This is a genomic window from Brucella sp. NBRC 12950, from assembly GCF_030268145.1.
GTDB lineage: Bacteria > Pseudomonadota > Alphaproteobacteria > Rhizobiales > Rhizobiaceae > Brucella.
This window is the reverse complement of the sequence record NZ_BSQC01000029.1, coordinates 1-22352: the sequence shown is the minus strand read 5'-3', so window position 1 is coordinate 22352 and position 22352 is coordinate 1. Positions and strand designations below refer to the sequence as shown.

Sequence of the window (22352 nt, the reverse complement as noted above, 5' to 3'; positions counted from 1 at the left end):
GCTTCTTCAACCGCGATCTCGTCAAAAGGGTTCATCGACATCTTGACGTTTGCAAGCTCAACGCCCGAACCATCTCCCTTTACACGGATCTTTACGTTGTAATCTACAACCCGCTTTACTGCGACAAGGACACGTTTCATTTTACAGTTACCTTAGACTTTAATCGGCTGTCGTTCGCTGCAAACACAGCTTAGCCCAAATGCTTTCCCAAACGTCGCTCTGTTGATGCAACCAACCAACCAAATGGAATGGTAACAGCCAGATAAAATGCGCCGGCAAGGAGAAGGACATCAAGGTAAAGATAAGTTGCAGCACCAATTCGATAGGCTCTGGCTAGCAATTCAGGAACAGAGATCGTGAAGGCCAACGCACTTGCCTGGAAAATAAGGATAGCAAAGCCCATCAAAGCGGGGACAGCAAACAGGACCCCTTGTGGAACAACAACGAAACGCATGATATCGCTCTGCGTCATTCCCAATGCCTGTCCTGCTTCTATCTCTTTCTTGGGGACAGCGTTAAGTCCGGCACGCAAAATCTCACTGGTATAGGCTGCAGTAGTTAGAGCTAATGCCAGGGCAGCAGCAATAAAGGCTGACGTATTTACACCCACAGATGGCAGGCCGTAATATACCATTTGCAAGACGATGAGTGCTGGTGCACCACGGCCAATTTCAACAAGACCCACTGCGAGATATCGTAATGACGTGGTCTTCGTCATCGACAACAAAGCAAGGGCGAGGCCAAGGGGAAGGCCCAGTAACAAAGCAAGGCCAGTTAGGCGCAAACTAACGAGAAGGCCGGTAAAGAGCTGTGGCGCCCAGTCGATTATGTTCGTGAGGGTCTCAGACATTATGACAGTCTCCGGCGCAATTTGTCATCCATAACACGCGAGAAAACCACGACAGGTACTGACAACAAGATATAGAGGACGGCTGCAAACAAAAACGGTGCAAAGCCACCAGACTGCGCCTGTGCGGCCTGTGATGTGTACATCATAATATCGCGGACGCCGATCGTCGAAGCAACGGTACTATCTTTAAGCAAGCCAACAAAAAAAGTCGCCATAGGTGGAATGGATACCCGTAAGACCTGAGGGGCAGTAATGAACCTTAGGATATCAGTTTTCGGCATTCCAAGTGCCGTTGCAGCTTCAGACTGACCCGGATGAAGAGCCATAAACCCACCTCGGTATATTTCCGCGAGGTAAGCGGCGGAAACCAGACCAAGCCCAATAATGCCCGCCTGTAGTGACGTCAGCCGAATGAGTCCGGTTCCAAGTCCGAAGAAGATGATGAACAGCCACACGACTGGAGGTATGCCACGCGCAACGTCAATGAAACATCGCGCCAGAATGCGTGGAAGGGAAAGCTGTGACTTCCGCATTAAAACGAGCGGCACACCGAGGATTGCACCGATTGCAAATCCCCCTGCCGTCAAAGCGAGTGTTGCAGGCACGCCTCTAAGAAGATTGAACAAAAGATCCATCATCAGTGACGGTCCACTATAGCGCGAAAAAACTTCTGCGTGCGCGGAGAAGCAGGATTGCGAATAACCTCTGCTGGAATGCCTTCCTCAAGTATCTGGCCATCCGCCATCACAATGAGACGGTCGGCCACTTCGGCAGCAAATGCAATCTCGTGAGTGACAACGATCATGGTCATGCCATCCTGAGCCAGCTCTCGCATAACTGCCAGCACTTCCAGACCAAGTTCAGGATCGAGTGCAGAGGTCGGCTCATCAAAAAGCATCACATCCGGATCAAGTGCGAGCGCCCGAGCGATTGCAATTCGCTGCTGCTGACCACCCGACAGGCGGGCTGGATAGGAATCTGCTTTATCGCCCAGATGAACCCGTTCCAGCAGTTGCATCGTACGTTTATCCGCTTCCTGTTGGCTGCGACCCAAAACGCGCATTTGCGGAAGAGAAATGTTTCTGCGAACCGTCATATGAGGAAACAGATTAAAAGACTGGAAAACCATCCCCGTTGATCGCCTCAGTCGCAAAAGCTGCGCATTTTCAAGCGCCTTATCCAGACTGAATGTAAATGACCCAACTTGCAGCGATCCTGAAACAGGCTGTTCCAGCATATTAATCGTTCGAAGGAATGTGCTTTTGCCAGCGCCGCTTGGACCCACAATTGCAACAACCTCACCTTTTTTAATATCAAGCGTGACGTTCTTAACCGCGTGGTATTTTCCGTAGTGAACGTTGATGTCTTTAAGCCGGACTATAAAATTTGCTTCTTGCATCTCTGTACCCGTGTTTGAGCAACGGTGTTTTTAAGCGTGTAGCCTTCAAGAAGGCTCCCCTCGTGAGGTAACTGACAGCGCATCCTCAAATTTAACTCGAGATATTGCGCTCATCAGTTGGCCTGAGTCTTACTGCTTCAGGGAAAAAGTGAACCTCGCCTTTAAGGATCCAATCTGCCGCAATCTGGCCAATGACAGGCGATAGCTGAATGCCATAACCACCTGCGCCCGCAGCTGTAATGAGACGAGGTTCAGATGAGTCGATTGGACCGACGAAGGGCCGTTTGTCGTGCGTCATTGGATATAGGCCGGCCCAACCACGTCCCAAACGTGCCCCCGGAAGGTCAGGTACGCGCTCGAGTAAGAGTTCTGCTAAGTCAATCTTGGAAGCTTCTTCACATTGATCATTATAAAGATCAGGATTTTCTGGTTCCAGTGATGCAACTTTGTGGACTTCAGCTATCAGTTCGTTGGGTTTTTCGTGGCGGAAATTTAGTCCCGTTCCTTCGCCGTTAACGAGATCCATAACCATTGGCATGGTATATGACAGTGGTTCATCAAGCTGAATGGTGATTGCCTCATGACGCTCGGGCTTAATCTGAAGTGTCTGGCCAAAAAGCTCCGCGACCTGAGGCGCCCATGCCCCCCCAGCATTCACAACCATATCGCAGTCAATCAGACCTTTGCTGGTCTGCAATCGATAACCGGATGACAACCGTTCTGCATTTTCAAGCTTACAGAACTGACGGACAACATTTCCGGATGCTTTCACTTTTTCGGCAAGCAACATGCAAAGTTCATGCGGATCGATGAAACCGTCGTCCGGTCCGAAAATGCCACCTGCCAAACCCTCAGTGCTTATATGGGGAACGAGTTCGGTAAGTTGGTCTGCTTCATAGACGCGGGATCTGAAACCGGCTTCCTGCTGCATTAAAACAGATTGAGCAAATAGTTTCATCTGTTCAGATGTTCGTGCAAGTCGAAGGTAGCCAATGCGATTTATACTCAGGCCAAATGTTTCGAATTCACGAAACTGGCGCATTGAATACTGTCGTAACTGTATCTCAAATGGATCTGTAAACTGAGTTCCAATAACGCCAACAGAACGCCCACTGGAACCCGATGCAATAGCATTCGCGTCGAGAACGGTTACGTGAGCCCCTTGTTTGGCGAGATTATATGCAGTGCACATACCGAGCGTTCCGGCACCAATTACAACCACATGTGGCGACTTTGTCATTTCTATTCCTGCTTGTCTGGGTATGAACTGGTCACGCAGCTTACCGCGCTATGACACTCGTCTTTGCGAATGCCTGCCCCATCACCCGGTACACACTACGCATGAGCCCAACGGGGGATCGAATTTTAGAGATGCGGCGCTACCTAATGCGCCGCAATATCCTTAAAAGTGTTGTCTATAGCCGCCAAAATATTGAACGCATCAGCCTCAGTCATGGGTGTGGACAATGCAAACAGGCCATAACTTGCTGAAAGTACACCACGCTGCAGAAGCCCTTTATGCAATGCATCAAGCTTCCTTCGCTGATCTGCTGAAGGATAAACCGAACGATAGTCTACAACGTCATTATCCGTAAAGTGGATCTTGAAGAGTGATCCCATACCAACACAACGGCCTGGAATATTGTATTTTTGGAGAGCTTTGTTTGTGCCTTCACGAAGCAATGCACCAATTTTATCGAGGTGCGTGAACACATCAGGTTTAAGTGCCTGCATAGCAGCAAGTCCGGCCCGCATTGTAACGGGATTTGCTGTGAAAGTGCCGCCATGCGGAAGTGCTGGTTTACCACGCGTCGGATCAAACACCGCCATAACATCTGCGCGACCACCTACTGCTCCAACAGGATAGCCACCGCCAATAATCTTTCCGAGTGCCGTCAGGTCTGGAGTTACCTCCCATAGTCCTTGCGCACCAGAATATCCGAGGCGGAACGAAATCACCTCATCAAATATGACAAGAGCGCCACGTTCCCGTGCGGTTTCAGTTAGGACCTGCAGATACTCCGAACGAGCTGGAATCAAGCCTGCGCGATTGGGCATAGGATCAATCAACACCGCAGCAATGCTCTCACCATCGGCCTTGAACACAGCTCTAAGCGCTTCTGAATCATTGAAAGGCACAGCAATCACATCGGCAAGCACACCCTTCGGCGTACCTTTTGCGTAAGCGGTTGAAACAGGCAAATCTCCCCAGTTAGAGGGAGCACTATCGAGACTGACCTCAGCAAAGTCATACGAGCCGTGGTATGCACCTTCAATCTTCACGATTTTTGGTCGACCCGTATATGCCCGTGCCGCCTTAATGGCCATCATGACGCCTTCGGTACCGGAATTGGCAAAACGGATCTGCTGGACCGACGGCAAACGTTCAACAAGGAGCTCAGCCAGTTCAATTTCGCTCAACGTTGGCGCACCGAAAGCTGTTCCTAAAGGCAACTGGTCGGCAACAGCAGCATTGGCTGCCGGCTGGGAATAGCCGTGAATCATCGCTGTGAAGTTGTTGATGCAATCGTAATATTCATTTCCGTCAACATCCCACATACGGCACCCGTCACCTCGTTCTGCGTAGATAGGAAACGGATCGATGAAAACAGTCGTGCGAGTGTTTCCACCCGGCATTACTTTTTTTGCGCGGTTAAACAACTCGCGGGATTTAGGGCAATCGTCTGGATAACGTGACATGAGTGATCTTCTCAATAAAGCGCTTTATGATGCCTAGCGGGTCATGATTGTGTGGCTTTGTTCACGCATGAACTGTGGCAGGAAATAAGCTCCCAGACCACCTTTCCCACTTACGCCAGTGCCTTTCCAACCGCAGAATGGCTGCGCACCTGGCCATGCACCTGTTGTTGCACCGCTAGCGCGATTGGCATAAAGGACCCCAGCCTGAGCATTATTGAGGAAGTAGTTAAGTTCCTCCTCATCACGTGTGAAAATGCCCGCCGAAAGACCATAAGCGACGCTATTGCCTTCGGTGACACCGCTTTCCAGCGATGTGACACCGCGCACGACAACAAATGGCATGAACAATTCATCGCGCGTCAGGTTCGAAGGACTGTGCATCTCAACAATAGCCGGACTGAAGTAGTTTTCAGGTTTGCCTTCGATCGGCTGCCCCCCGAAATGAACAATTCCCTCAGACCGGGCTTGAGCAACAGAGCTAGCAAAGCGCTTTGTCGTTGCCTCACTGTAAAGTGGGCCCATAAAAGTATCACGCTCACGCGGATCGCCAATGTTCAACTTTTCTGCAAAGGCAACACAACGCGCAATGAAATCATTCTTCACTGCATTATCAACGTAGACAACTGAACAAGCTGAACACTTCTGGCCCTGTAGTCCGAAAGCTGAGCGGACAACGCCTTGAGCTGCCCGATCCAGATCAGCATTCGCGGTCACATATGTTGGATTTTTTCCGCCCATTTCAGCGATAACTGGCTTCATCCAGGGCTGTGTAGCCATATGACGGAAAATACTCATGCCGGTGTTATGAGACCCCGTAAATGCAACGCCATCGATGTCAGGATGTTGCGAAAGGCCCTGACCGACGTCTGCCCCACCCAGCACAATACTAAAGACACCTTCAGGCAATCCGGCCTTCTGCAACGTCTCAGCGATCAACAGGCCAGTCAGTTGGCATTCCGGCGATGGCTTAAAGACCACTGTATTGCCCGTAATCAAGGCACCCGCGATCATTCCGATCGATAGGGCAAGCGGGAAGTTGAAAGGTGCGATAACCGCAAACACACCATATGGTTTGAGAACGCTTGTGGCAGTTTCAAACTCCACAAGCTCGTTCATTGAGCGGACAAATCCGTTGTTGTCCCGCAATTCTGAAGGGTAGTAGTCGAGCATATCGACGGCTTCTTCCGCCTCTCCGATTGCTTCCAGACGAGATTTGCCAACCTCATAAAGTGCTGCCAACCCTAGACGGTACTTTTCGTCTGCAAGCACGTCTCTCCAGCGTTCCGCGAAAGCAAGGCGCTCTTCCAGTGAGGAAACCCGCCAGGAAATAGCTGCCTGCTTTGATGCAGCAATAGCGGCTTCGACATCGGCAGATGTAGACGTCGGAAACGAACCAAGCGAAATAGACGGATGAATTGGGCTCTTAACCGAATGCATTGACCCAGTCGCAAAGGGTACCTCCCATTGTCTTCCAAGCTCATTTTTTTCGAAGCCCGGCAATATTTCATCAAGAAAATCATGTACCGGGGAAAAATCCACTCCAATGTTGGAGTACGTGACACGTGGCAAGGATTGGGTCATTTTATGTTCCGATTATTGGTATTGTTACCGAATAATGGTTTTATAAAACGCTGAAAGTCAATAGTTCCACTTATCGAAATTTATTTTATTTATCGGAACTATCAATTTCTTTCATTCAAACAATGGCTTGTCCGGTTACAACAAGGTTGGAACCTCGTTTGACCCACTTGTGCACCGCTTGACAAAACCGCGCGATGAGACATAGTTCCATTTATAAAGATAAATCCCGATTTTCGGAACTTTATATTTGAGGATGAGATCGTGTGAGCGATTAAGAAACGATCGCCATCACTCACGATCTCTCATGAAGTTAGGCAACCAATAAATCGACAAACCGGAGGGTAACATGAAAGCAAATAAGTTCACTCTATTGGGCGCACTTGTCTTGACCACGATGACTGCCACTGTTGCAGGAGCGCAAGATTGCACACCAAAGCATTCCATAGAACCAATCAAAGCTGGCGTTCTCAGCGTTGCCCTTACAAATACGCCACCTTATTCGGTCGAAGAAAACGGAGTTTCCGGAATTGATGGCCAGATCCTTCAGAAATTCGCCAAAGACAATTGCCTGACCGTAGAATACGAAATATTTAGCTATCCGGCTGCCGTTTCAGCTATTCAATCGGGGCGTGCTGATGTGGCAATAGGCGGCTTCTATCGGACTGCTGCGCGCGGAAAAGTGGTCGCGCTCAGCGATGCTGTCTACCTTGATCAGGTTGCGGTTGAATCCAAAGCAGGCTTTGAGACAGTTGATCAGCTCAAAGGCAAGCGTGTCGGAACTGTCGAGGGCTATTCCTGGGTAGGAGATCTGGAAAAATTATACGACAACGTGAAAACTTATCCATCCTCTCTTAATCTGGCACAGGATGTCCAGGCAGGACGGATCGACGCCGGGATTGAAGGTTTTGGCGCAGCTGTCAACCTAAACAAAGGTAACGATGTTCAGGTTAAATTATATCAGCCAGACCCACGGGTGGCGGCGACAACGTTGCCGACACAGACCGCCTTCCTGATGTCTCACAACAATCCAACATTTGTGGATGCCATGAACAAATCGCTTAAGAGCTATCGCGATGATGGTGTCATTGGAGAAGCACTGACAAGCTACGGCCTTCCTACATCCGCTGCGGATGTGGGTGAGAATAAAGAATACTGACAAGCTTTCAGGGCTGCGGATTCCGCAGCCCTTTCTCTCCTGCAAACTAAGTCTTCAATTTTTTGAGCGCCAATGGCAGGACGCTTAATATTGGATAATTTTGCTCATTTTCTTATTACCTTACATTGGGACAATTTACTCGCTGATTGCCGAATGCGATTATTTGTTCAATAGTAGAATCCCGTTCAATGATCTGAGTGACCAGACAATAACTTGGCCTGTAGCTAATCGCCTTATGGAACCGAGGATAGAAGATTTAACTTATGAATGACGCTGCGAACAAAGATAGCCCGCTTGAGCGCTACATAGCAATTATGGAAACAGTTGCCCCTTTCACTGATGGTCTGACCGCTGCAGAGCTTGAAACGGCGCTCGACCTTCCCAAGACAACTGTCAATCGCTTGTTACACGCTCTGATTAGCAGCGGCATGATCAGCACCAACAATTCTCGGAACCGAACTTTCAAACTTGGAGATCGGCTACTCAAACTGCTCCACACGTCACCTGATACAAGCTGGGTTGTTACATTAGCGCAAAAGCCTTTGCAGATTCTGGCGGAAAAAACCGGACAGTCTGCATTTATTTCAAAGCTGGATGGAAATGAAATTCGCTCTGTCACTTGCGTTGCTCCGGATACTCCGGTGCGAACATATGTAATGCCCGGCATGGCAATGCCGATCAATGCTACAGCGTCTGGGAAAGCTATAATGGCATTTCAATCGCCAGAACTGATCGATAAGATACTCTCTGAAAACCTGATACAATTTACAGATCAGACCAAAACCCAAGCAGCCCCTCTGCTTGAGGAATATGAATTAATCCGCTCCCGCGGTTACTCCACAGATCTTGCTGAACATGTGGCGGGACTGGGTACAATTGCAGTCCCCGTCATATTGCAACGGGCACCGATCTTATATGCAGTGGGTGTAACGGGTCCCTACCGTGCTGTTATTGAGGAGAATTTTGAAGCGCATTGTGAAGCATTGAAAGACACGGCTCATCGGCTTTCAAAGCTAATGCAGATGCGGGGCGCGGATTTGTACGATCCCTTAAACAATCATGTGGCTGATTCAGATTGAGCTTGATACTTTCCAAGCTCAACCTGTCCACGAAGTGGGATCCTGCCCTTCAGCCGATTCACGTTGTCGACGAAAAGCTGCGCAACTGCAAGCGGCGCACTTGGTGCTGCAACGTGCGCAGTTAACAGAATGCCAGGTGTTGACCAAAGCGTTGAATTGGGTTGAAGAGGCTCTTGGCAAAATACATCGAGAACTGCTTTCGCTAACCAGCCATTGTTTATGGCTTTAATCAAGTCAGGTTCTACAACAGCCGAGCCCCGGCCAGCATTAACGAATACCGCAGTGCGACGAAAACACTGAAAAAGGCTTTCATTAAAGAGATTACGCGTTTCAGGGGTATCGGGAAGGAGGTTAACGACATAGTCGGACTTTCCAACCAGATCGCTCATCTCATTCAAACACCCAACATAGTCAAATGAATCATAGTCGCGTATCGTTCTTGCGACACCCAATACCCTTACGCCAAAAGGTCGGAAAAAACCTGCAACTGAAGCACCAATATTACCGGCTCCAGCAATGAGCAACGTTTTACCGCTGAGCGTGCCGGGCTGCGTATCATCCCAAATACAAGCATTTTGCGACTGGTAACGCAATTGGTGCTGGCGCTCATGCGCGAGGATGTATGACAACACATACTCCGCCATCGTCTGGCCAAATACATCGACCGCGCGGCAGAAAACATAATCTTTCGGCAAATCCGGCGCGAGCAAAGCCTCAAATTCCGCCCAACTCGACTGGACAAATTCGGGCTTCATGCCAGATGATAGCAAACCAACAATCAGATCAGGCTGACCGATCCAGAAAGAACATTGACCAGCTTCAGTCAATGCATGCTCGATACTGCTCGTAGAGACAATAACCGCATCAGGCAGAAGCTCCTTGAGAGCGTCGTGATATATCTGATAATGGCTCTCTATAATGAGTATATGCATTGCTTCAACCATGTAACAGCCGTGGGTGATATCGCGGCCAAAACACCATACCTTGATAAGGTGTTGCTATCCGGCCAGGAAATATTTTGGCGCATATCTACTCCGAACGTACTTCTTCCTTTTCGGAATAGATACAGATGCCAATTATCATTGAGCGTAATTTGGCTCTTCCTCATCGAGGATGCGACGCATTTCAGAGAAATGTGCAAAAGCCATTTCCCGATAGTCGTCCCACTCCTGGGCCGTCTTTTCGGCCAGTTCATCCGACATAATATTCAATGGTTGGTTTGTGGAATAAGCCAGCACAAGCGTCTTACATGACTTCTCAAGAAAGTAGAGCTCATCATAAGCCTCTGCCACGCTCGCCGCAGTGACGAGAATGCCATGATTTCCCATAATCATCGACTTTTTATTTCCCAGTTTTCGGACCAATCTTTGCCCTTCATGCTGATCATCAGCAATGCCACCAAACTCAATATCAATAGCTGTTCGGTTAAAGAAGCGGGCTGTATTTTGATCAATTGGCTTAATCTCAGGATCGGCCAGACTGGCTAAAGCAGTGCTATATGTCGAGTGGACGTGCAAAACGCAGCGCGCGTCAGGCCTCGCAGAATGAATACAGCCATGGATAGTCCAAGCGGACGGATCGGGAGCGTCGTCACGTTCCATAGTTGAAGGATCCTCCGCATTAAGCAATAACAAGTCAGATGCTTTGATACGCGAAAAATGGCGCCAGCGTGGGTTCATCAGGAATCGCTTGCCATCATTGGAAACCGCAACACTGAAGTGATTTGCCACACTTTCATGCCAATCATTTCGTACTGCCAATCGAAAAACTGCAGCCAGTTCTTCGCGCAATGTCTGCTCATCTTTTGAAGCCCAAGGATTACTGACCACTGGATTTGACATATTTTAAGATAACCTCGTTAAGCCATTGTGATATTTGGTTTATTTTTACCGATTATCCTAAATTGTACTCAGATATGCCTTGGCTTGGAAACGAAATATGTGCATCATGATGATGATGAAAGGTCATGATCATGCAGCACAGAATTCCCAACTTCGAATTATTGGCGACATTTCTGGCAGTCCATTCGGACGGCAATTTCTCAGTTTCTGCTCAGAGACTTAACATCACTCAATCAGCTGTAAGCCATCGCATAAAAAGGCTTGAGGAGGAGCTTGGGATTGTCCTCTTCGACCGTTCACCACACCACGTATTCGTCACAGAGGCGGGAGCCAAGCTAGCAAGCGAGATAGAGCCAGCCTTCAAAACATTGGAAACCGCATTTTCTTCTTTCAATCCTCAAGGCGAGTGTTCGCTGGAGATTGAAGTAGAGCCGGCCTTTAGCACCAAATGGCTTGCTCCCCGGCTCAAGAAATTTCTCAACGAAAATCCATCGTTGAAATTGCAGCTCAATTTGTCTGATAAGCGCCTCGAATTTTCAGGGCAAACGCAAATTGCTATTAAGTGGGGTCACCCTGAAAGTTGGCCGGAATATCAATGCGAACCATTAATGGGTCTGACGTTCACACCAATGTGCTCTCCGGAATTCGCACAAAAAAATAAGCTGTTCTCTCCTATCGATATCCTACGATGTGTATTGATACATGATCGTGATTACGACAATTGGCTGGCATGGGCACGGTTGAATAACCTCCCTTTAGAACATTTTAAATCGGGACATATTATCCGCGACACCCCATTGCTTGAGCAGACCGCAATCGAAAGCGACGGAGTTGCGCTTTACGCAATAGAATTAGCTGATGCAGCACTGCGCAGAGGCGACTTGACAGCGCCATTTCCTAAGGCAAAGTTGATGAGCAATGCGCATTATATGCTTCTGAAGCATCCAACACGGCGTCTCAGTGATGCTGGAAAATCATTTGATAAATGGATTCGCCACATAGCGCATGGAAGCGACTGAAAGCAAGCGTTGCTGATACCTTCTATAACAATGGTCATATGACTGGTCGCTCGTCATCTGCAAAAGCCAATCAGCAAGGCTATCATCAGTAAAGCAATTAAAAGCTTTCCAGCATGTTGCTCAAAAAATGTAAATAGGAAGCTCTTTTTCGCTCGAGGTATGCGCAAGAGCTCACTGAGTTTCTCTGGATCATGATGCAGCATGTCAAGCTCTCAATAACGACATCGCTTCATAGAATTATGAAGACCATAAAAGGTTCGGATGCGTTGCCCCAAAAAGGGCAACGCTCTTTTAGATTTAAGTTCTTTCCAGAATAATCGCGATCCCTTGTCCGACGCCCACACACATTGCTGATAAGGAATAACGCCCCTTTGTTTCCAGCAACTCAAGAGCGGCCGTGCCGGTTATCCGTGCTCCCGACATACCAAGTGGATGACCCAATGCTATTGCCCCGCCATTTGGATTGACGCGAGGATCATCATCACGAATGCCAAGTTCCCGCAAAGTTGCTAGGCCCTGACTGGCGAAAGCCTCATTGAGTTCAATGACATCGAGTTGATCAGCGGTCAAATCCAGTGTTGCCAGTAGCTTTTTTGCTGCCGGAGCCGGCCCGATACCCATTACTCTCGGTGGCACACCTGCCGTGGCACCGCCCGCAACGCGTGCGATAGGTGTGAGCCCATATTTTTTAACTGCCTTCTCTGACGCGATTATGAGTGCCGCTGCGCCATCATTAACGCCGGATGCGTTGCCGGCCGTGACCGTTCCACCCGTTCGGAAGGGAGCGCGAAGCCCAGCAAGAGTTTCGATTGTTGTTTCCCGAGGATGCTCGTCTTTCTCAACGATAACGGGGATTGATTTTCGTTGCGGTATAGACACAGACACAATCTCGCGTGCCAGCCGGCCATTTTTTTGCGCGACAGCTGCCTTGCGCTGGCTATTGAACGCAAATACGTCCTGATCTTCACGAGAGACATGGAAATTCTCAGCGACATTCTCACCCGTTTCAGGCATTGAATCGACGCCATATTGAGCTTTCATCATTGGATTGACAAAGCGCCAACCGATGGTTGTGTCGAAAACTTCGGACTGACGGGAAAATGCACTTTCAGCTTTTAGCATGACAAATGGTGCTCGGCTCATGCTCTCGACACCGCCAGCTATCATTAGATCACTCTCTCCGGATTTTATAGCGCGTGCAGCCGTTATGATAGCATCCATGCCGGAGCCGCAAAGGCGGTTGATGGTAGTTCCTGATATTGAGACTGGCAGCCCCGCAAGCAACAATGACATGCGGGCCACATTTCGGTTGTCTTCACCTGCCTGATTGGCACAGCCGAAAATAACATCGTCAACATCTTCCCAATCCACCGATGGATTGCGCTTCATCAATTCAGCAAGCGGGATAGCGCCCAGATCATCAGCTCTCACACTTGAAAGCGCGCCACCATAACGACCAATGGGCGTGCGGATATAATCGCAGATAAATGCTTCGCTCATGTTCATTTCTTTCAGAGTTGCGGTACGCCCAAGTCGGATACTGGTCCGTCAAGATGTAGCTGAGCACCAGTAATGGATTGAAGTTGCTCGACACTCATGCCGGCAAGCTTTTCCCGAAGTACAAAATGTCCTTTTTCAACGTCAATGACAGCATGGCTGGTATACACACGCGTGATGCAACCAACGCCCGTCAAAGGAAATGTGCATTTATCAACGAGTTTGGGTTCGCCCTTTTTGGTAAGATGCTCGGTAATAACAACCACCTGCTTGGCACCGTGAACCAGATCCATTGCTCCGCCGACAGCCGGAACACCGGAAGAACCGACGCGCCAGTTCGCCAGATCACCGTTCTGCGCAACCTGATACGCACCAAGAATAGCGACGTCCAGATGGCCGCCCCGCACCATGGCAAAACTGTCTGCATGGTGGAAGAACGATGCTCCGGGCTTTAGTGTAACAGCTTTCTTTCCGGCATTAATCAGATCCCAGTCTTCTTCGCCCGACAGTGGAGCCTCGCCAAAATTCAGTACACCATTCTCTGTATGGAATATGGCTTGCCGTCCGGATGGTTGATAGCGTGCGACCATCTCCGGGAAACCTATTCCGAGATTAACATAGGCGCCATCAACGATGTCCTGTGCAGCTCGCCAGGCAATCTGAGCATTCGATAATTTGATATTTTCGTGGATATCCATCATAATCCGGTTGCTCCCGCGCGAATGAGTTCTTCTTCCTGCTGTGGCTGGGTAACCTCGACAACACTGTTCACAAAAATTCCTGGTGTGATGATGTGTTCCGGGTCAAGTTCGCCGAGCGGTACAACTTTTGAGACTTGGACAATCGTGTTTTCAGCGGCCATACACATGAGTGAATTGAAGTTTCGCGACGCCATCCGATAGGTCAAGTTCCCGTGCTGGTCACCATAATGCGCCTTAATCAAAGCAAAATCGGCCTTTAACCAGCGTTCCTGTACATAGGGTCGTCCATCAAACTCGCTTATATTTTTTCCTGCAGCCAATTCCGTCCCATAGGCAGTTGGTGTGTAGAAGGCTGGGATCCCAGCTCCACCAGCACGAATGCGTTCAGCCAAAGTGCCCTGCGGCACCAACTCCAGTTCGATCTCACCTGCTAGATACTTATCAGTAAATGCTCTCGGGTCAGATGATCGTGGGAAAGAGCAGACCATCTTGCGAACCATCCTGGCATCAATCATGGCAGCGATCCCTATGCGGCCATTGCCGGCATTGTTGTTGATAACAGTGAGGTCTTTGGGCCCTTTTTTGATCAATGCATGGATGAGCTCAATTGGTGCACCAGATCCCCCAAACCCTCCAATCATGACCGTTGCGCCATCCCCGATGGATGCCACTGCAGCATCAACACTGTCCAATCGCTTATCCATTTTGCAATCTCTCCAACGCCGCAAAATACGCCTTCTGTTTTGCAAATGGATATGAGTAGCCTATCTCGACTGCAAGCAGTTTGTGCGTTATAGTATTTTTGTTCGTTATTCGCACAAATTGAAAGGCAGTACATGACTTTGAAAGAACGCGACCTGATGGGTGGCTTAGCAAAGGGCTTAAAGGTGATAGAAGCCTTTACTGCTGATCGACCGAAATTGAGTATTGCCGAGGCCGCTGATGTCACCGGCTACGACCGGGCTACGACACGACGCTGCCTGCTAACGCTTGCTGAATTGGGATACTGCGCTTATGACGGTAAGTACTTTACCGTAACCCCCAGGATACTTCGCTTGGGGACAGGATGTCTGGCCGCGATGCCGTTGCCCCGCATCGTGCAACCCTACCTCGATCAACTTTCAGAACAGATCCATCAAAGCACCTCCGTTTCAATTCTTGATGGATCAGAAATTGTATATGTGGCGCGGGCGGCACAGCAGCGTGTGATGTCAGTGACCCTCATGCCTGGATCTCGTTTGCCCGCCTATTGCACATCTATGGGGCGCGTGCTTCTGGCAGCGCTACCTGAAGAACAAGCCAAAGACATTCTCATGGAAGGCCCCCTCCATGCACGAACGCCACGAACAGAAACATCTCCTCGCCGACTGTTGGATCAGCTTCGACATATCCGCGAACACGGTTTTGCTGCGATCGATCAGGAAGTAGAAATGGGGTTGCGATCAATTGCAGTGCCATTGACTGACTTTCGGCAAAAGACAGTCGCAGCACTTAATGTGGGGTTCGCTGCAACTACTGAACCTCTGGAATGTCTGGTTCAGAAATATCTTCCTAGCCTACAGGCAATCCAAGCTGAAATCTCCGGGACACTGAGATAATCAGGGCCAGAAACGAGTATCTAACTACGAAACTAATACGGCAATCGTTGGTATAAAGACGTCAGACCCATGATAAACCGTGAAATCATAATGGTAAGCGTCTGATTTAGGGCCGAAGCGAGAACTAGAGTCCGCCTCAATCTCGTTTGGCAAGAATTCGTGTCCTTATTTTCGTACTAAATTGAGGCATCCTAAAACTATAGAGGCTGAAAATATCATTACTGTCAGAACCAGTGAGGACAAGACTACATCCGCATTGAGAGATGACAGCATTGATGGGCGCCGACAAATGCTGGCTCTCGCGCGAGACGAGCCTAAAAATGGCAGGAATGTCTCGAATTTTTTATCGATTATAAAGAGATCGTCGAACGTGCCGCGACATAGTCTCCACGGTAACAATCGGGCGGTTACTATTGTTAGACGAAAAGATAATTAGAAAGCCACGTGAACATCGCTTTCAGTTACGCATAATTGATAATTAATTCTGTCGGTTAGTGGTCTCAAACGACTGCACCGATGGATCGGATTTTGATGGAAGACAAAACAACACTGTATATCGGCCTAGGAAGGATTTTGCTGCCGGTGCTAATCGCAATCGCGATCGGCTACGTGTTGCTCAGGCGTTCTTTTCGGAAGACCGCTCTGGCGATCGTCGTTGTTAGTGCCCTTCTCCTGGTACCTGCTTCGAAATCTCCTAGATATTCTGCAAGCTCTTAATTCAGAGAGGTGGATTCTAGCTTGACGTGCGTTATGCGGAAAAGCCTCGAATGCGCCGTTCAACTACTTCTCGTGAACGTAAATCAAGCACAGCTTACATGAACGATCCCGCCGTCGTTGCCCGACAAGAGCAAGCTTCATTAAGACAGCCTTCCGACAGATGGCAAGCCCGTAACATCCGCTAATAATACCAATGAAGCATCGTAAGGAAGCTGATACCGATCCCTTGGACCTGCGAACTCTATAGTCGCCCCCACCGAAGCGCTTTTCGCGAATGAGCTGCCCCATCATATATCGCTACAAAGCGGCCTGAAGTCGTCAGATCCTTCGGTCGCCGCCCGGCATCCTCTTGGATGCTAGGATTTTCGCGATAACAGAAGCGAGGACGTTCGGTTTCTCCATGGCGCGACCTTGACATCGAATAATTATTTCTTACATACCTCCTTACCTGTAGTAAGGAAACTCTGTTATGTCGTTCTCAACTGTCACGTCGAAAGGTCAGGTCACAATTCCGATCAAGGTACGCCATGACATGGGACTGTCGGTCGGCGACCGCATTGAATTCATTCGCATGGAGGACGGCCACTATGCCGTCGTGCCAGCGTCGGGTTCGGTGAAATCGTTGAAAGGGATCGTCCCCCAGCCCAACACGCCCGTCAGCCTGGAGGACATGGACGCAGCGATTGCAAGCGAGGCTACTCGCAGGTGATAGGCATCGATACCAACGTGCTTGTGCGGTATCTGGCGCAGGACGACGAAGCCCAATCGGCTGCAGCGTCACAGATCATCGATGGCCTCACCACTGAACTGCCGGGATATATTTCCCAGGTTGTGCTGGTCGAAACCGTTTGGGTGCTTGGGCGCTCTTACAAGATGCCGCGCGCCGCTTTGGTCGAAGTGATCGAAATGCTTCTTCGCACACGCGAATTGGTCATCGAGGGCGCTGAGGTTGGTTATCTGGCGCTTGCAACCTTTCGCAACAGCAATGCAGATTTTTCTGATGCGCTTATTGCGCACGGGGGGCGGCTTGCGGGATGCCGTGAAACGGTGACCTTCGACCGGCGAGCGGCTCACGCTGCGGGAATGCAACTTTTGGAAACGTAAAAAGGGTATTGAAAAGTTTTTGAACAGTGACTGACCGCGAATAGCGCCCCTGTGCTCAGACGGTCATTTCGATTGTTTAGTCATGCCATAGTGCGAATGCGTCGGATCTCGCGTGACGAAAGGATGCATTGGTGAGTTTATGATGAGGAGGGCAGGAAATCAGATCGATCTGGCCATCCGCAGACAGGAGCCCCTGAGCCTGCCACGCTGACTTGAACCGCCCCGGTATCTCAACGACAAAAGCGTTCAACAGGTTGTTTATGAACTCGGGAAACATACCCTTGGCATTAACGTTACTGCCGGTCTTTCGTTTCCAAGTTTGATGCTTGAAGCGACAACTTCTTCATGTGTTCAGAAACCGTGAGGTTTGCAGGAGCCGCCATTGCGCTGATACGTATGATAACGGCCGTCGTTGGCCTGAGGTCACCAAGGGGCATTCCCCCAGCTTTGCTGCATGCTAACTACCATCAGCGCCGATAGAGGATCATTCCGGCGTGATGTAGGATGTCATTGATAAAATGACCATCGGCAGTGAAGCCAGTGTCGTCCCAGTATTTGATATAGTTGCCCTTCAGTTCGTATCGGCCTTCATAGGCGCGTTCCCGCGTACCACGCGCTTCCACATAACGGCCATTGGCAGGGAGTTCGTGTCGGATGTATCCGTCATCCGTCTCCCAAAGGCCAACATAGGCGTGGTTGATTAGCGTTTCGCTTTTAGCCTCGATGAAGGTTTGAGACAAAACCGTCGCGGTAGCCAGGCCGACTAATACGCGCTTCATTTTGGAATTCCTTGCTCGCTACATTGTTGTTGACAATTGAGGAACGACCGCCTGCCACGGTCGGCCTCATCTCGTTGCTATTGGGGACGAGGTTCATTATTGTCGATCACTTCCTGGTACGCGACGAGATCGAGAAACGCTTCTGCCTCAACGACCAATCCATCCTGCAACCGGAATATCCATACGAACTGATTGCGATAAGGCGCACCAGAAGTCGTCGTTGCCGCAGCATCGAACCGGACAATGACCCTGTCCCTGACCGCCCAGACATGGTGGACAATCGGTGATAATGGCGACGCCAGACGGCTGACCAAAGGCACTGAACCGCGCCGCATGAAATCCTCGACACCGTTGTACGTACCAGCGACTGGTCCGGTACCATGGATCGTCCAGCGGACATCCGGTGCGAGCAGGTCGAAGACATTGCCGCTCCCCGCTGCCCATTGTTCAAAAGCCTCGCGCACAACTGCTTCGTTGCTCGCCTGGACATTGTTCACCGTTCCGCTAGTGGTACCGGCCGTCGCAGGGACGGCAATAGCGCTGAACGCCAGCGCAATCAGAAGATTTCTTGCTGTAACGAACCTATTCCCGCTTCGTGTGATAAAGATCATTAGTTCTATCCATTATAAGGTGCTTGAATTGAACGGATCATCAATTATGCGCCCTCCTGCCAGACCGGCCGCCAAATGATGCTCTTTAACTTCTCGCCGCTCGTCAGCTTGCAGAGGCAGTGGGGCGGATGGTGATCTCAGTCGTATCAACACCGGCAGGTGCTTCAATCACATGCTTCACCGCACGTGCTATATCAGAAGGCTGAAGCGCGATTGCGCGATATGCATTCATCGCGGTCACGGTTTCCTGATGGGTAATCGTCGATGCAAGTTCGCTTTCGACGACACCAGGATTAACGCAGGTAACGCGAATGTTCGTGCTTTCCTGCCGTAGTCCGTCAGAAATTGCCCGGACTGCGAATTTTGTCGCGCAGTAAACCGCAGCTGTCGGTACCACCTGTAGCGCACCGATGGAACCGAGATTAATGATGTGACCGCGCCCCTGAGCCTCCATGATCGGCAAGACTGCGCCGATGCCCCAGAGCACTCCCTTCACGTTGACATCCACCATGCGCTCCCATTCGTCCTGTTTGCCAGCAGCGAGCGGCGATAACGGCATCACACCGGCGTTGTTGATCAGAACGTCAACGCAACCCCATTTCTCCATAGCCGTTTGGACGAACTCGGCCATTGACGTGCGATCAGTAACGTCGAGTGAACAAGCTTCCGCAAAGCCATCCGCATCGCGGATCTCCGCCGCGATTGCTTCGACCCGCTCGAGGCGACGTGCACCCAGTAATAGCCTTGCTCCGGCTCTCCCAAGCTCCCGGGCTATGCCTTCACCGATTCCGCTAGACGCACCGGTAATCAGAATGACCTTGTCCATGTGGTTCTCCTTCAATGTACTGAAAGAGAAGATGGACGATCGTGACTGGTGATGGTATCCGTCATCCACTGGACTAAATGGTTAGCGACACTGGACAATGAAAATCGACCTTAATCTTGTTCCGCTCTTTCTCGCAGTCGCGCAGGAGCATAATTTCCGAGCTGCCGCTGATCGGCTAGGTATTACGCGGTCAGCAGTCAGCCAGGGGATCCGACGACTTGAAGACGTACTTGGTACAGCGCTTGTCATGCGCACAACACGTTCCGTTCGACTGACCGAAGCGGGGGAACGCCTGCGCAGTGAGTTGTCCCAACCCATATCCGATATCGAAACCGCCTTTGAAAATGTGTCGAGCGATACTGTGCCACGCGGGCTCCTCAGGATCGCTGCCACCTCAATCGCCGAGCAGTTCCTTTCCGGCTCGCTGATAGCTTCCTTTGCAGCTGCTAACTCTTACGTGACAATTGATGTCACGATCACGGATGATGAGTTCGACATTGTAGCCGCTGGCTATGACGCGGGAGTTAGATTGGGAGAGGTTATAGAACAAGATATGATCGCCATTCCGATAACCGGTGATCAACGGGAGATGGTCGTGGCTAGCCCGTCTTATCTTCAGCTCCATGGAGAGCCCAAACATCCACGCGAGCTGGTTCATCATCGCTGTATCGGCTGGCGACCCGCACTCAACGTCGCTCCGTATCGATGGGAATTTGAGGAGAATGGCATTCCGTTTGATGTGGCCGTTGAACCGCAGATCACAACCAACGATCTCCGCCTAATGCTACGCACTGCTCTTGCCGGAGGCGGCATCACCTTCGCACCGGAAGACGTGTTCCGACCGTTCACGGAAACAGGCCAACTGGTGCCACTGCTCAAAGAGTTTCTACCACCCTTCCCGGGCTTTTTCCTGTATTTTCCGCAGCGCCGCAACATGGCACCAAAGTTGCGAGCGCTGATCGACCATATTCGGCGGCCAGACTCTCGGTTGCCGATTGCTCCCGCTCCGTGATTGCGATCGCGTGTCTGTTTATATCAATCTTGCTCCACTTGATGAAATTGCTGCGTCACCTTCCACGTGCCTTATTCCAGCAATAAACCATTTCAAAAGAATGCGATGGCTCGGCAAGATTTTATTCGCCGGACAGCCTAGAGGCATTAAAAAGGCGCCTCCTCGTCAAGAATTCGTATCATTGACCGGAGGCAATGCGTCTTTCTACGATGTCTCCCGAAACATAAGCTATTCCATAACCCTTCACTGCAGCATCGATCATGATATGGGAGTTGTTGAAAGTGAGCTGACCATCGACAAGGACGCGCAGTTCCTGACCATCTTTGTCGGCGTCCCTGGCATAAGGTCACCTACGTTCTCCTGGCGCATATTGATGCAGCGTGCGCTGCAATCTGTGTGATTGCGGTTGAAGCAATCGCTGCTTTGATCGCGATGAAAATGTTTGCGGTCATTTTGGTTTTCAGACCGGAACAAGTCGTTAGGGAAGCCTCCTCGCAACCAACCTGCTTCCTAGACCCGCTCGACCACCATCGCAATACCTTGCCCGCCACCGATACACATTGTTGCCAACCCGTAGCGGCCACCGATACGTTCGAGCTCATAGCAAAGTTTGATGAGGATGATCGCTCCTGACGCGCCTACCGGATGACCGAGAGCAACAGCGCCGCCGTTCGGATTGACCTTATCTGCCGGAAACTCCAATTCCGCGTTGACAGCACAGGCCTGCGCTGCAAACGCTTCATTGGATTCGATCACATCAAGATCGGCTACGGTAAGACCCGCCCGCTGCAAAGCCTGAAGGCTGGCGGGAACGGGGCCCATACCCATTACTTCAGGCGCGACGCCACCGAGTCCGGTTGCGATAATGCGACCTAATGCATTGACGCCATGGGCTTTAGCGACACTCTCCTCCATAAGAACCAGAGCTGCCGCGCCATCGTTGAGACCCGATGCATTGCCGGCTGTTACTGTGCCGTCCTTGCTAAAAGCAGGACGCAGCTTGGCCATATCCTCCAGAGAAACATTGCTGCGAACATGTTCATCCGTATCAAACAGTTTCTCTGTCCGACCTTGCTTGACGGTAATTGGCAATATCTGGCTGCTAAAGCGCCCATCTGCGATAGCTGCTGCCGCACGACGGTGCGATTCAACCGCGAAAGCATCCTGCTTTGCCCGATCGATACAAGACCGCTCTGCAATATTCTCGGCGGTCATGCCCATGTGGCCGTGACCGAAGGGATCGGTCAGAGCACCCATCATCATGTCAGTCGCGGTCACATCGCCCATCTTCTGACCGTTGCGTGCCTGCGTCAATAAATGGCCGGAGCGGCTCATGCTTTCCGCACCGCCAGCAAGCACGATATCGGCTTTGCCGAGCTCAATCTGCTCGGCAGCGGAAACGACCGCCTGAAGGCCTGAACCGCACAAGCGGTTCAAAGTCAACGCAGGTGATGCGTGGGGAACCTCAGCACGAACCGCGACGACCCGCGAAATATACATATCCTCCGGTCTCGTATGAATGACGTTTCCGAAGACTGTCTGCTCAACCTGATCGGGCTTGATGCCAGCACGCGTGATCGCTTCGCGCGCCACTGCAGCTCCAAGTTCACACGGAGGAATACCTGCAAGAGAGCCACCAAAATCTCCGATTGGCGTGCGAACCCCGGAAGCAATAACCACTGAACGTTTCATGATGAACTCTCTCAAACCTTGTCAGCCATTTCAGGCAAAGCCTGGAACAAATCAGCTACCAGTCCATAATCAGCCACCTGGAAGATAGGTGCTTCTTCATCCTTGTTGATCGCAACAATCACGCGGCTGTCTTTCATGCCAGCCAGATGCTGGATCGCACCGGAAATACCAACTGCGATGTAAAGCTCCG

General features: G+C 50.4%; 24 protein-coding genes and 1 pseudogene. 8 read left to right on the top strand and 17 right to left on the bottom strand.

Going from position 1 to position 22352, the window contains the following annotated elements:
* From QSJ70_RS27025 to QSJ70_RS26995, 7 genes and pseudogenes are all read right to left on the bottom strand, one after another.
* Positions 1 to 140: pseudogene (locus QSJ70_RS27025) on the bottom strand (electron transfer flavoprotein subunit beta/FixA family protein); the annotation flags it as partial.
* A 50-nt stretch (positions 141 to 190) separates the two neighbouring features.
* Complete coding sequence (locus tag QSJ70_RS27020; RefSeq protein ID WP_215779482.1) at positions 191 to 850, bottom strand: amino acid ABC transporter permease; 660 nt, start codon at positions 848 to 850, stop codon at positions 191 to 193.
* Positions 850 to 1488 (bottom strand): amino acid ABC transporter permease, encoded by a 639-nt coding sequence (locus tag QSJ70_RS27015; protein WP_285541266.1) that lies wholly within the window; start codon positions 1486 to 1488, stop codon positions 850 to 852. Before QSJ70_RS27015 ends, QSJ70_RS27020 begins: the two co-directional genes overlap by 1 nt.
* Positions 1488 to 2249: an amino acid ABC transporter ATP-binding protein gene (locus QSJ70_RS27010; protein WP_276572346.1), complete on the bottom strand. Its 762-nt coding sequence runs from the start codon at positions 2247 to 2249 to the stop codon at positions 1488 to 1490. Before QSJ70_RS27010 ends, QSJ70_RS27015 begins: the two co-directional genes overlap by 1 nt.
* 91 nt (positions 2250 to 2340) lie before the next feature.
* Entirely contained in the window at positions 2341 to 3489 is a 1149-nt protein-coding gene (locus QSJ70_RS27005; RefSeq protein ID WP_285541264.1) for an NAD(P)/FAD-dependent oxidoreductase, read from the bottom strand.
* Between the two features lie 143 nt (positions 3490 to 3632).
* Positions 3633 to 4949, bottom strand: coding sequence for an aspartate aminotransferase family protein (locus tag QSJ70_RS27000; protein ID WP_285541262.1), 1317 nt, complete (start codon positions 4947 to 4949; stop codon positions 3633 to 3635).
* 33 nt (positions 4950 to 4982) lie between these two features.
* Positions 4983 to 6530 (bottom strand): aldehyde dehydrogenase family protein, encoded by a 1548-nt coding sequence (locus tag QSJ70_RS26995; protein WP_285541260.1) that lies wholly within the window; start codon positions 6528 to 6530, stop codon positions 4983 to 4985.
* 346 nt (positions 6531 to 6876) lie between these two features.
* Here QSJ70_RS26995 and QSJ70_RS26990 point away from each other — a divergent pair, with 346 nt between their 5' ends.
* Positions 6877 to 7686: a substrate-binding periplasmic protein gene (locus tag QSJ70_RS26990; protein ID WP_285541258.1), complete on the top strand. Its 810-nt coding sequence runs from the start codon at positions 6877 to 6879 to the stop codon at positions 7684 to 7686.
* 263 nt (positions 7687 to 7949) lie between these two features.
* Positions 7950 to 8765 carry an IclR family transcriptional regulator gene (locus QSJ70_RS26985; protein WP_215779493.1) on the top strand — a complete coding sequence of 272 codons (816 nt, stop codon included), beginning with the start codon at positions 7950 to 7952 and terminating at the stop codon, positions 8763 to 8765.
* Here QSJ70_RS26985 and QSJ70_RS26980 read toward each other — a convergent pair.
* Together QSJ70_RS26980 and QSJ70_RS26975 are read right to left on the bottom strand one after the other, a co-directional pair.
* On the bottom strand, positions 8744 to 9709 hold the full coding sequence (locus tag QSJ70_RS26980; RefSeq protein ID WP_285541256.1) for a D-2-hydroxyacid dehydrogenase: 966 nt from the start codon (positions 9707 to 9709) through the stop codon (positions 8744 to 8746). The genes QSJ70_RS26985 and QSJ70_RS26980 overlap by 22 nt on opposite strands.
* 135 nt (positions 9710 to 9844) lie before the next feature.
* Positions 9845 to 10606, bottom strand: a complete 762-nt coding sequence (locus QSJ70_RS26975; RefSeq protein ID WP_285541254.1) for a class II aldolase and adducin N-terminal domain-containing protein — start codon at positions 10604 to 10606, stop codon at positions 9845 to 9847.
* A gap of 125 nt (positions 10607 to 10731) precedes the next feature.
* Here QSJ70_RS26975 and QSJ70_RS26970 point away from each other — a divergent pair, with 125 nt between their 5' ends.
* Positions 10732 to 11625: a LysR family transcriptional regulator gene (locus tag QSJ70_RS26970; protein ID WP_285541252.1), complete on the top strand. Its 894-nt coding sequence runs from the start codon at positions 10732 to 10734 to the stop codon at positions 11623 to 11625.
* Between the two features lie 297 nt (positions 11626 to 11922).
* On the opposite strand, the gene pcaF is transcribed toward QSJ70_RS26970, so the two are convergent.
* Genes pcaF through QSJ70_RS26955 form a run of 3 tightly spaced genes read right to left on the bottom strand, consistent with a single transcriptional unit; the run spans position 11923 to position 14527 of the window.
* Positions 11923 to 13125 (bottom strand): 3-oxoadipyl-CoA thiolase, encoded by a 1203-nt coding sequence (pcaF, locus tag QSJ70_RS26965; RefSeq protein ID WP_285541250.1) that lies wholly within the window; start codon positions 13123 to 13125, stop codon positions 11923 to 11925.
* An 11-nt stretch (positions 13126 to 13136) separates the two neighbouring features.
* The gene (locus QSJ70_RS26960) at positions 13137 to 13823 is read right to left on the bottom strand and encodes a 3-oxoacid CoA-transferase subunit B (RefSeq protein ID WP_502871727.1); all 687 of its coding nucleotides are present in this window, start codon (positions 13821 to 13823) and stop codon (positions 13137 to 13139) included.
* Positions 13820 to 14527: a 3-oxoacid CoA-transferase subunit A gene (locus QSJ70_RS26955; RefSeq protein ID WP_285541248.1), complete on the bottom strand. Its 708-nt coding sequence runs from the start codon at positions 14525 to 14527 to the stop codon at positions 13820 to 13822. The genes QSJ70_RS26960 and QSJ70_RS26955 overlap by 4 nt, the downstream gene beginning before the upstream one ends.
* A gap of 132 nt (positions 14528 to 14659) precedes the next feature.
* Here QSJ70_RS26955 and QSJ70_RS26950 point away from each other — a divergent pair, with 132 nt between their 5' ends.
* The 3 genes from QSJ70_RS26950 to QSJ70_RS26940 all read left to right on the top strand — a co-directional run bounded on the left by QSJ70_RS26950 (position 14660) and on the right by QSJ70_RS26940 (position 17242).
* Positions 14660 to 15421: an IclR family transcriptional regulator domain-containing protein gene (locus tag QSJ70_RS26950; protein WP_285541246.1), complete on the top strand. Its 762-nt coding sequence runs from the start codon at positions 14660 to 14662 to the stop codon at positions 15419 to 15421.
* A 1186-nt stretch (positions 15422 to 16607) separates the two neighbouring features.
* Entirely contained in the window at positions 16608 to 16847 is a 240-nt protein-coding gene (locus tag QSJ70_RS26945; RefSeq protein WP_215779504.1) for an AbrB/MazE/SpoVT family DNA-binding domain-containing protein, read from the top strand.
* Positions 16844 to 17242 (top strand): type II toxin-antitoxin system VapC family toxin, encoded by a 399-nt coding sequence (locus QSJ70_RS26940; protein ID WP_285541244.1) that lies wholly within the window; start codon positions 16844 to 16846, stop codon positions 17240 to 17242. Before QSJ70_RS26945 ends, QSJ70_RS26940 begins: the two co-directional genes overlap by 4 nt.
* Before the next feature lie 467 nt (positions 17243 to 17709).
* Here QSJ70_RS26940 and QSJ70_RS26935 read toward each other — a convergent pair whose 3' ends face one another.
* The 3 genes from QSJ70_RS26935 to QSJ70_RS26925 form a co-directional block, all read right to left on the bottom strand.
* Positions 17710 to 18021: an Atu4866 domain-containing protein gene (locus tag QSJ70_RS26935; protein ID WP_285541242.1), complete on the bottom strand. Its 312-nt coding sequence runs from the start codon at positions 18019 to 18021 to the stop codon at positions 17710 to 17712.
* 77 nt (positions 18022 to 18098) lie between these two features.
* On the bottom strand, positions 18099 to 18632 hold the full coding sequence (locus QSJ70_RS26930; RefSeq protein WP_285541241.1) for a nuclear transport factor 2 family protein: 534 nt from the start codon (positions 18630 to 18632) through the stop codon (positions 18099 to 18101).
* A gap of 103 nt (positions 18633 to 18735) precedes the next feature.
* Positions 18736 to 19458 (bottom strand): SDR family oxidoreductase, encoded by a 723-nt coding sequence (locus QSJ70_RS26925; protein ID WP_215779540.1) that lies wholly within the window; start codon positions 19456 to 19458, stop codon positions 18736 to 18738.
* A gap of 97 nt (positions 19459 to 19555) precedes the next feature.
* Here QSJ70_RS26925 and QSJ70_RS26920 point away from each other — a divergent pair, with 97 nt between their 5' ends.
* Positions 19556 to 20470, top strand: a complete 915-nt coding sequence (locus tag QSJ70_RS26920; RefSeq protein ID WP_215779542.1) for a LysR family transcriptional regulator — start codon at positions 19556 to 19558, stop codon at positions 20468 to 20470.
* A 10-nt stretch (positions 20471 to 20480) separates the two neighbouring features.
* Positions 20481 to 20870, top strand: a complete 390-nt coding sequence (locus QSJ70_RS27815) for a hypothetical protein (RefSeq protein ID WP_502871726.1) — start codon at positions 20481 to 20483, stop codon at positions 20868 to 20870.
* Positions 20871 to 20980: 110 nt separating this feature from the next.
* On the opposite strand, the gene bktB is transcribed toward QSJ70_RS27815, so the two are convergent.
* Positions 20981 to 22162 (bottom strand): beta-ketothiolase BktB, encoded by a 1182-nt coding sequence (bktB, locus tag QSJ70_RS26910; RefSeq protein WP_285541236.1) that lies wholly within the window; start codon positions 22160 to 22162, stop codon positions 20981 to 20983.
* An 11-nt stretch (positions 22163 to 22173) separates the two neighbouring features.
* A partial coding sequence (locus QSJ70_RS26905; RefSeq protein WP_285541269.1) for an FAD-binding protein occupies positions 22174 to 22352 on the bottom strand: 179 nt, incomplete at its 5' end.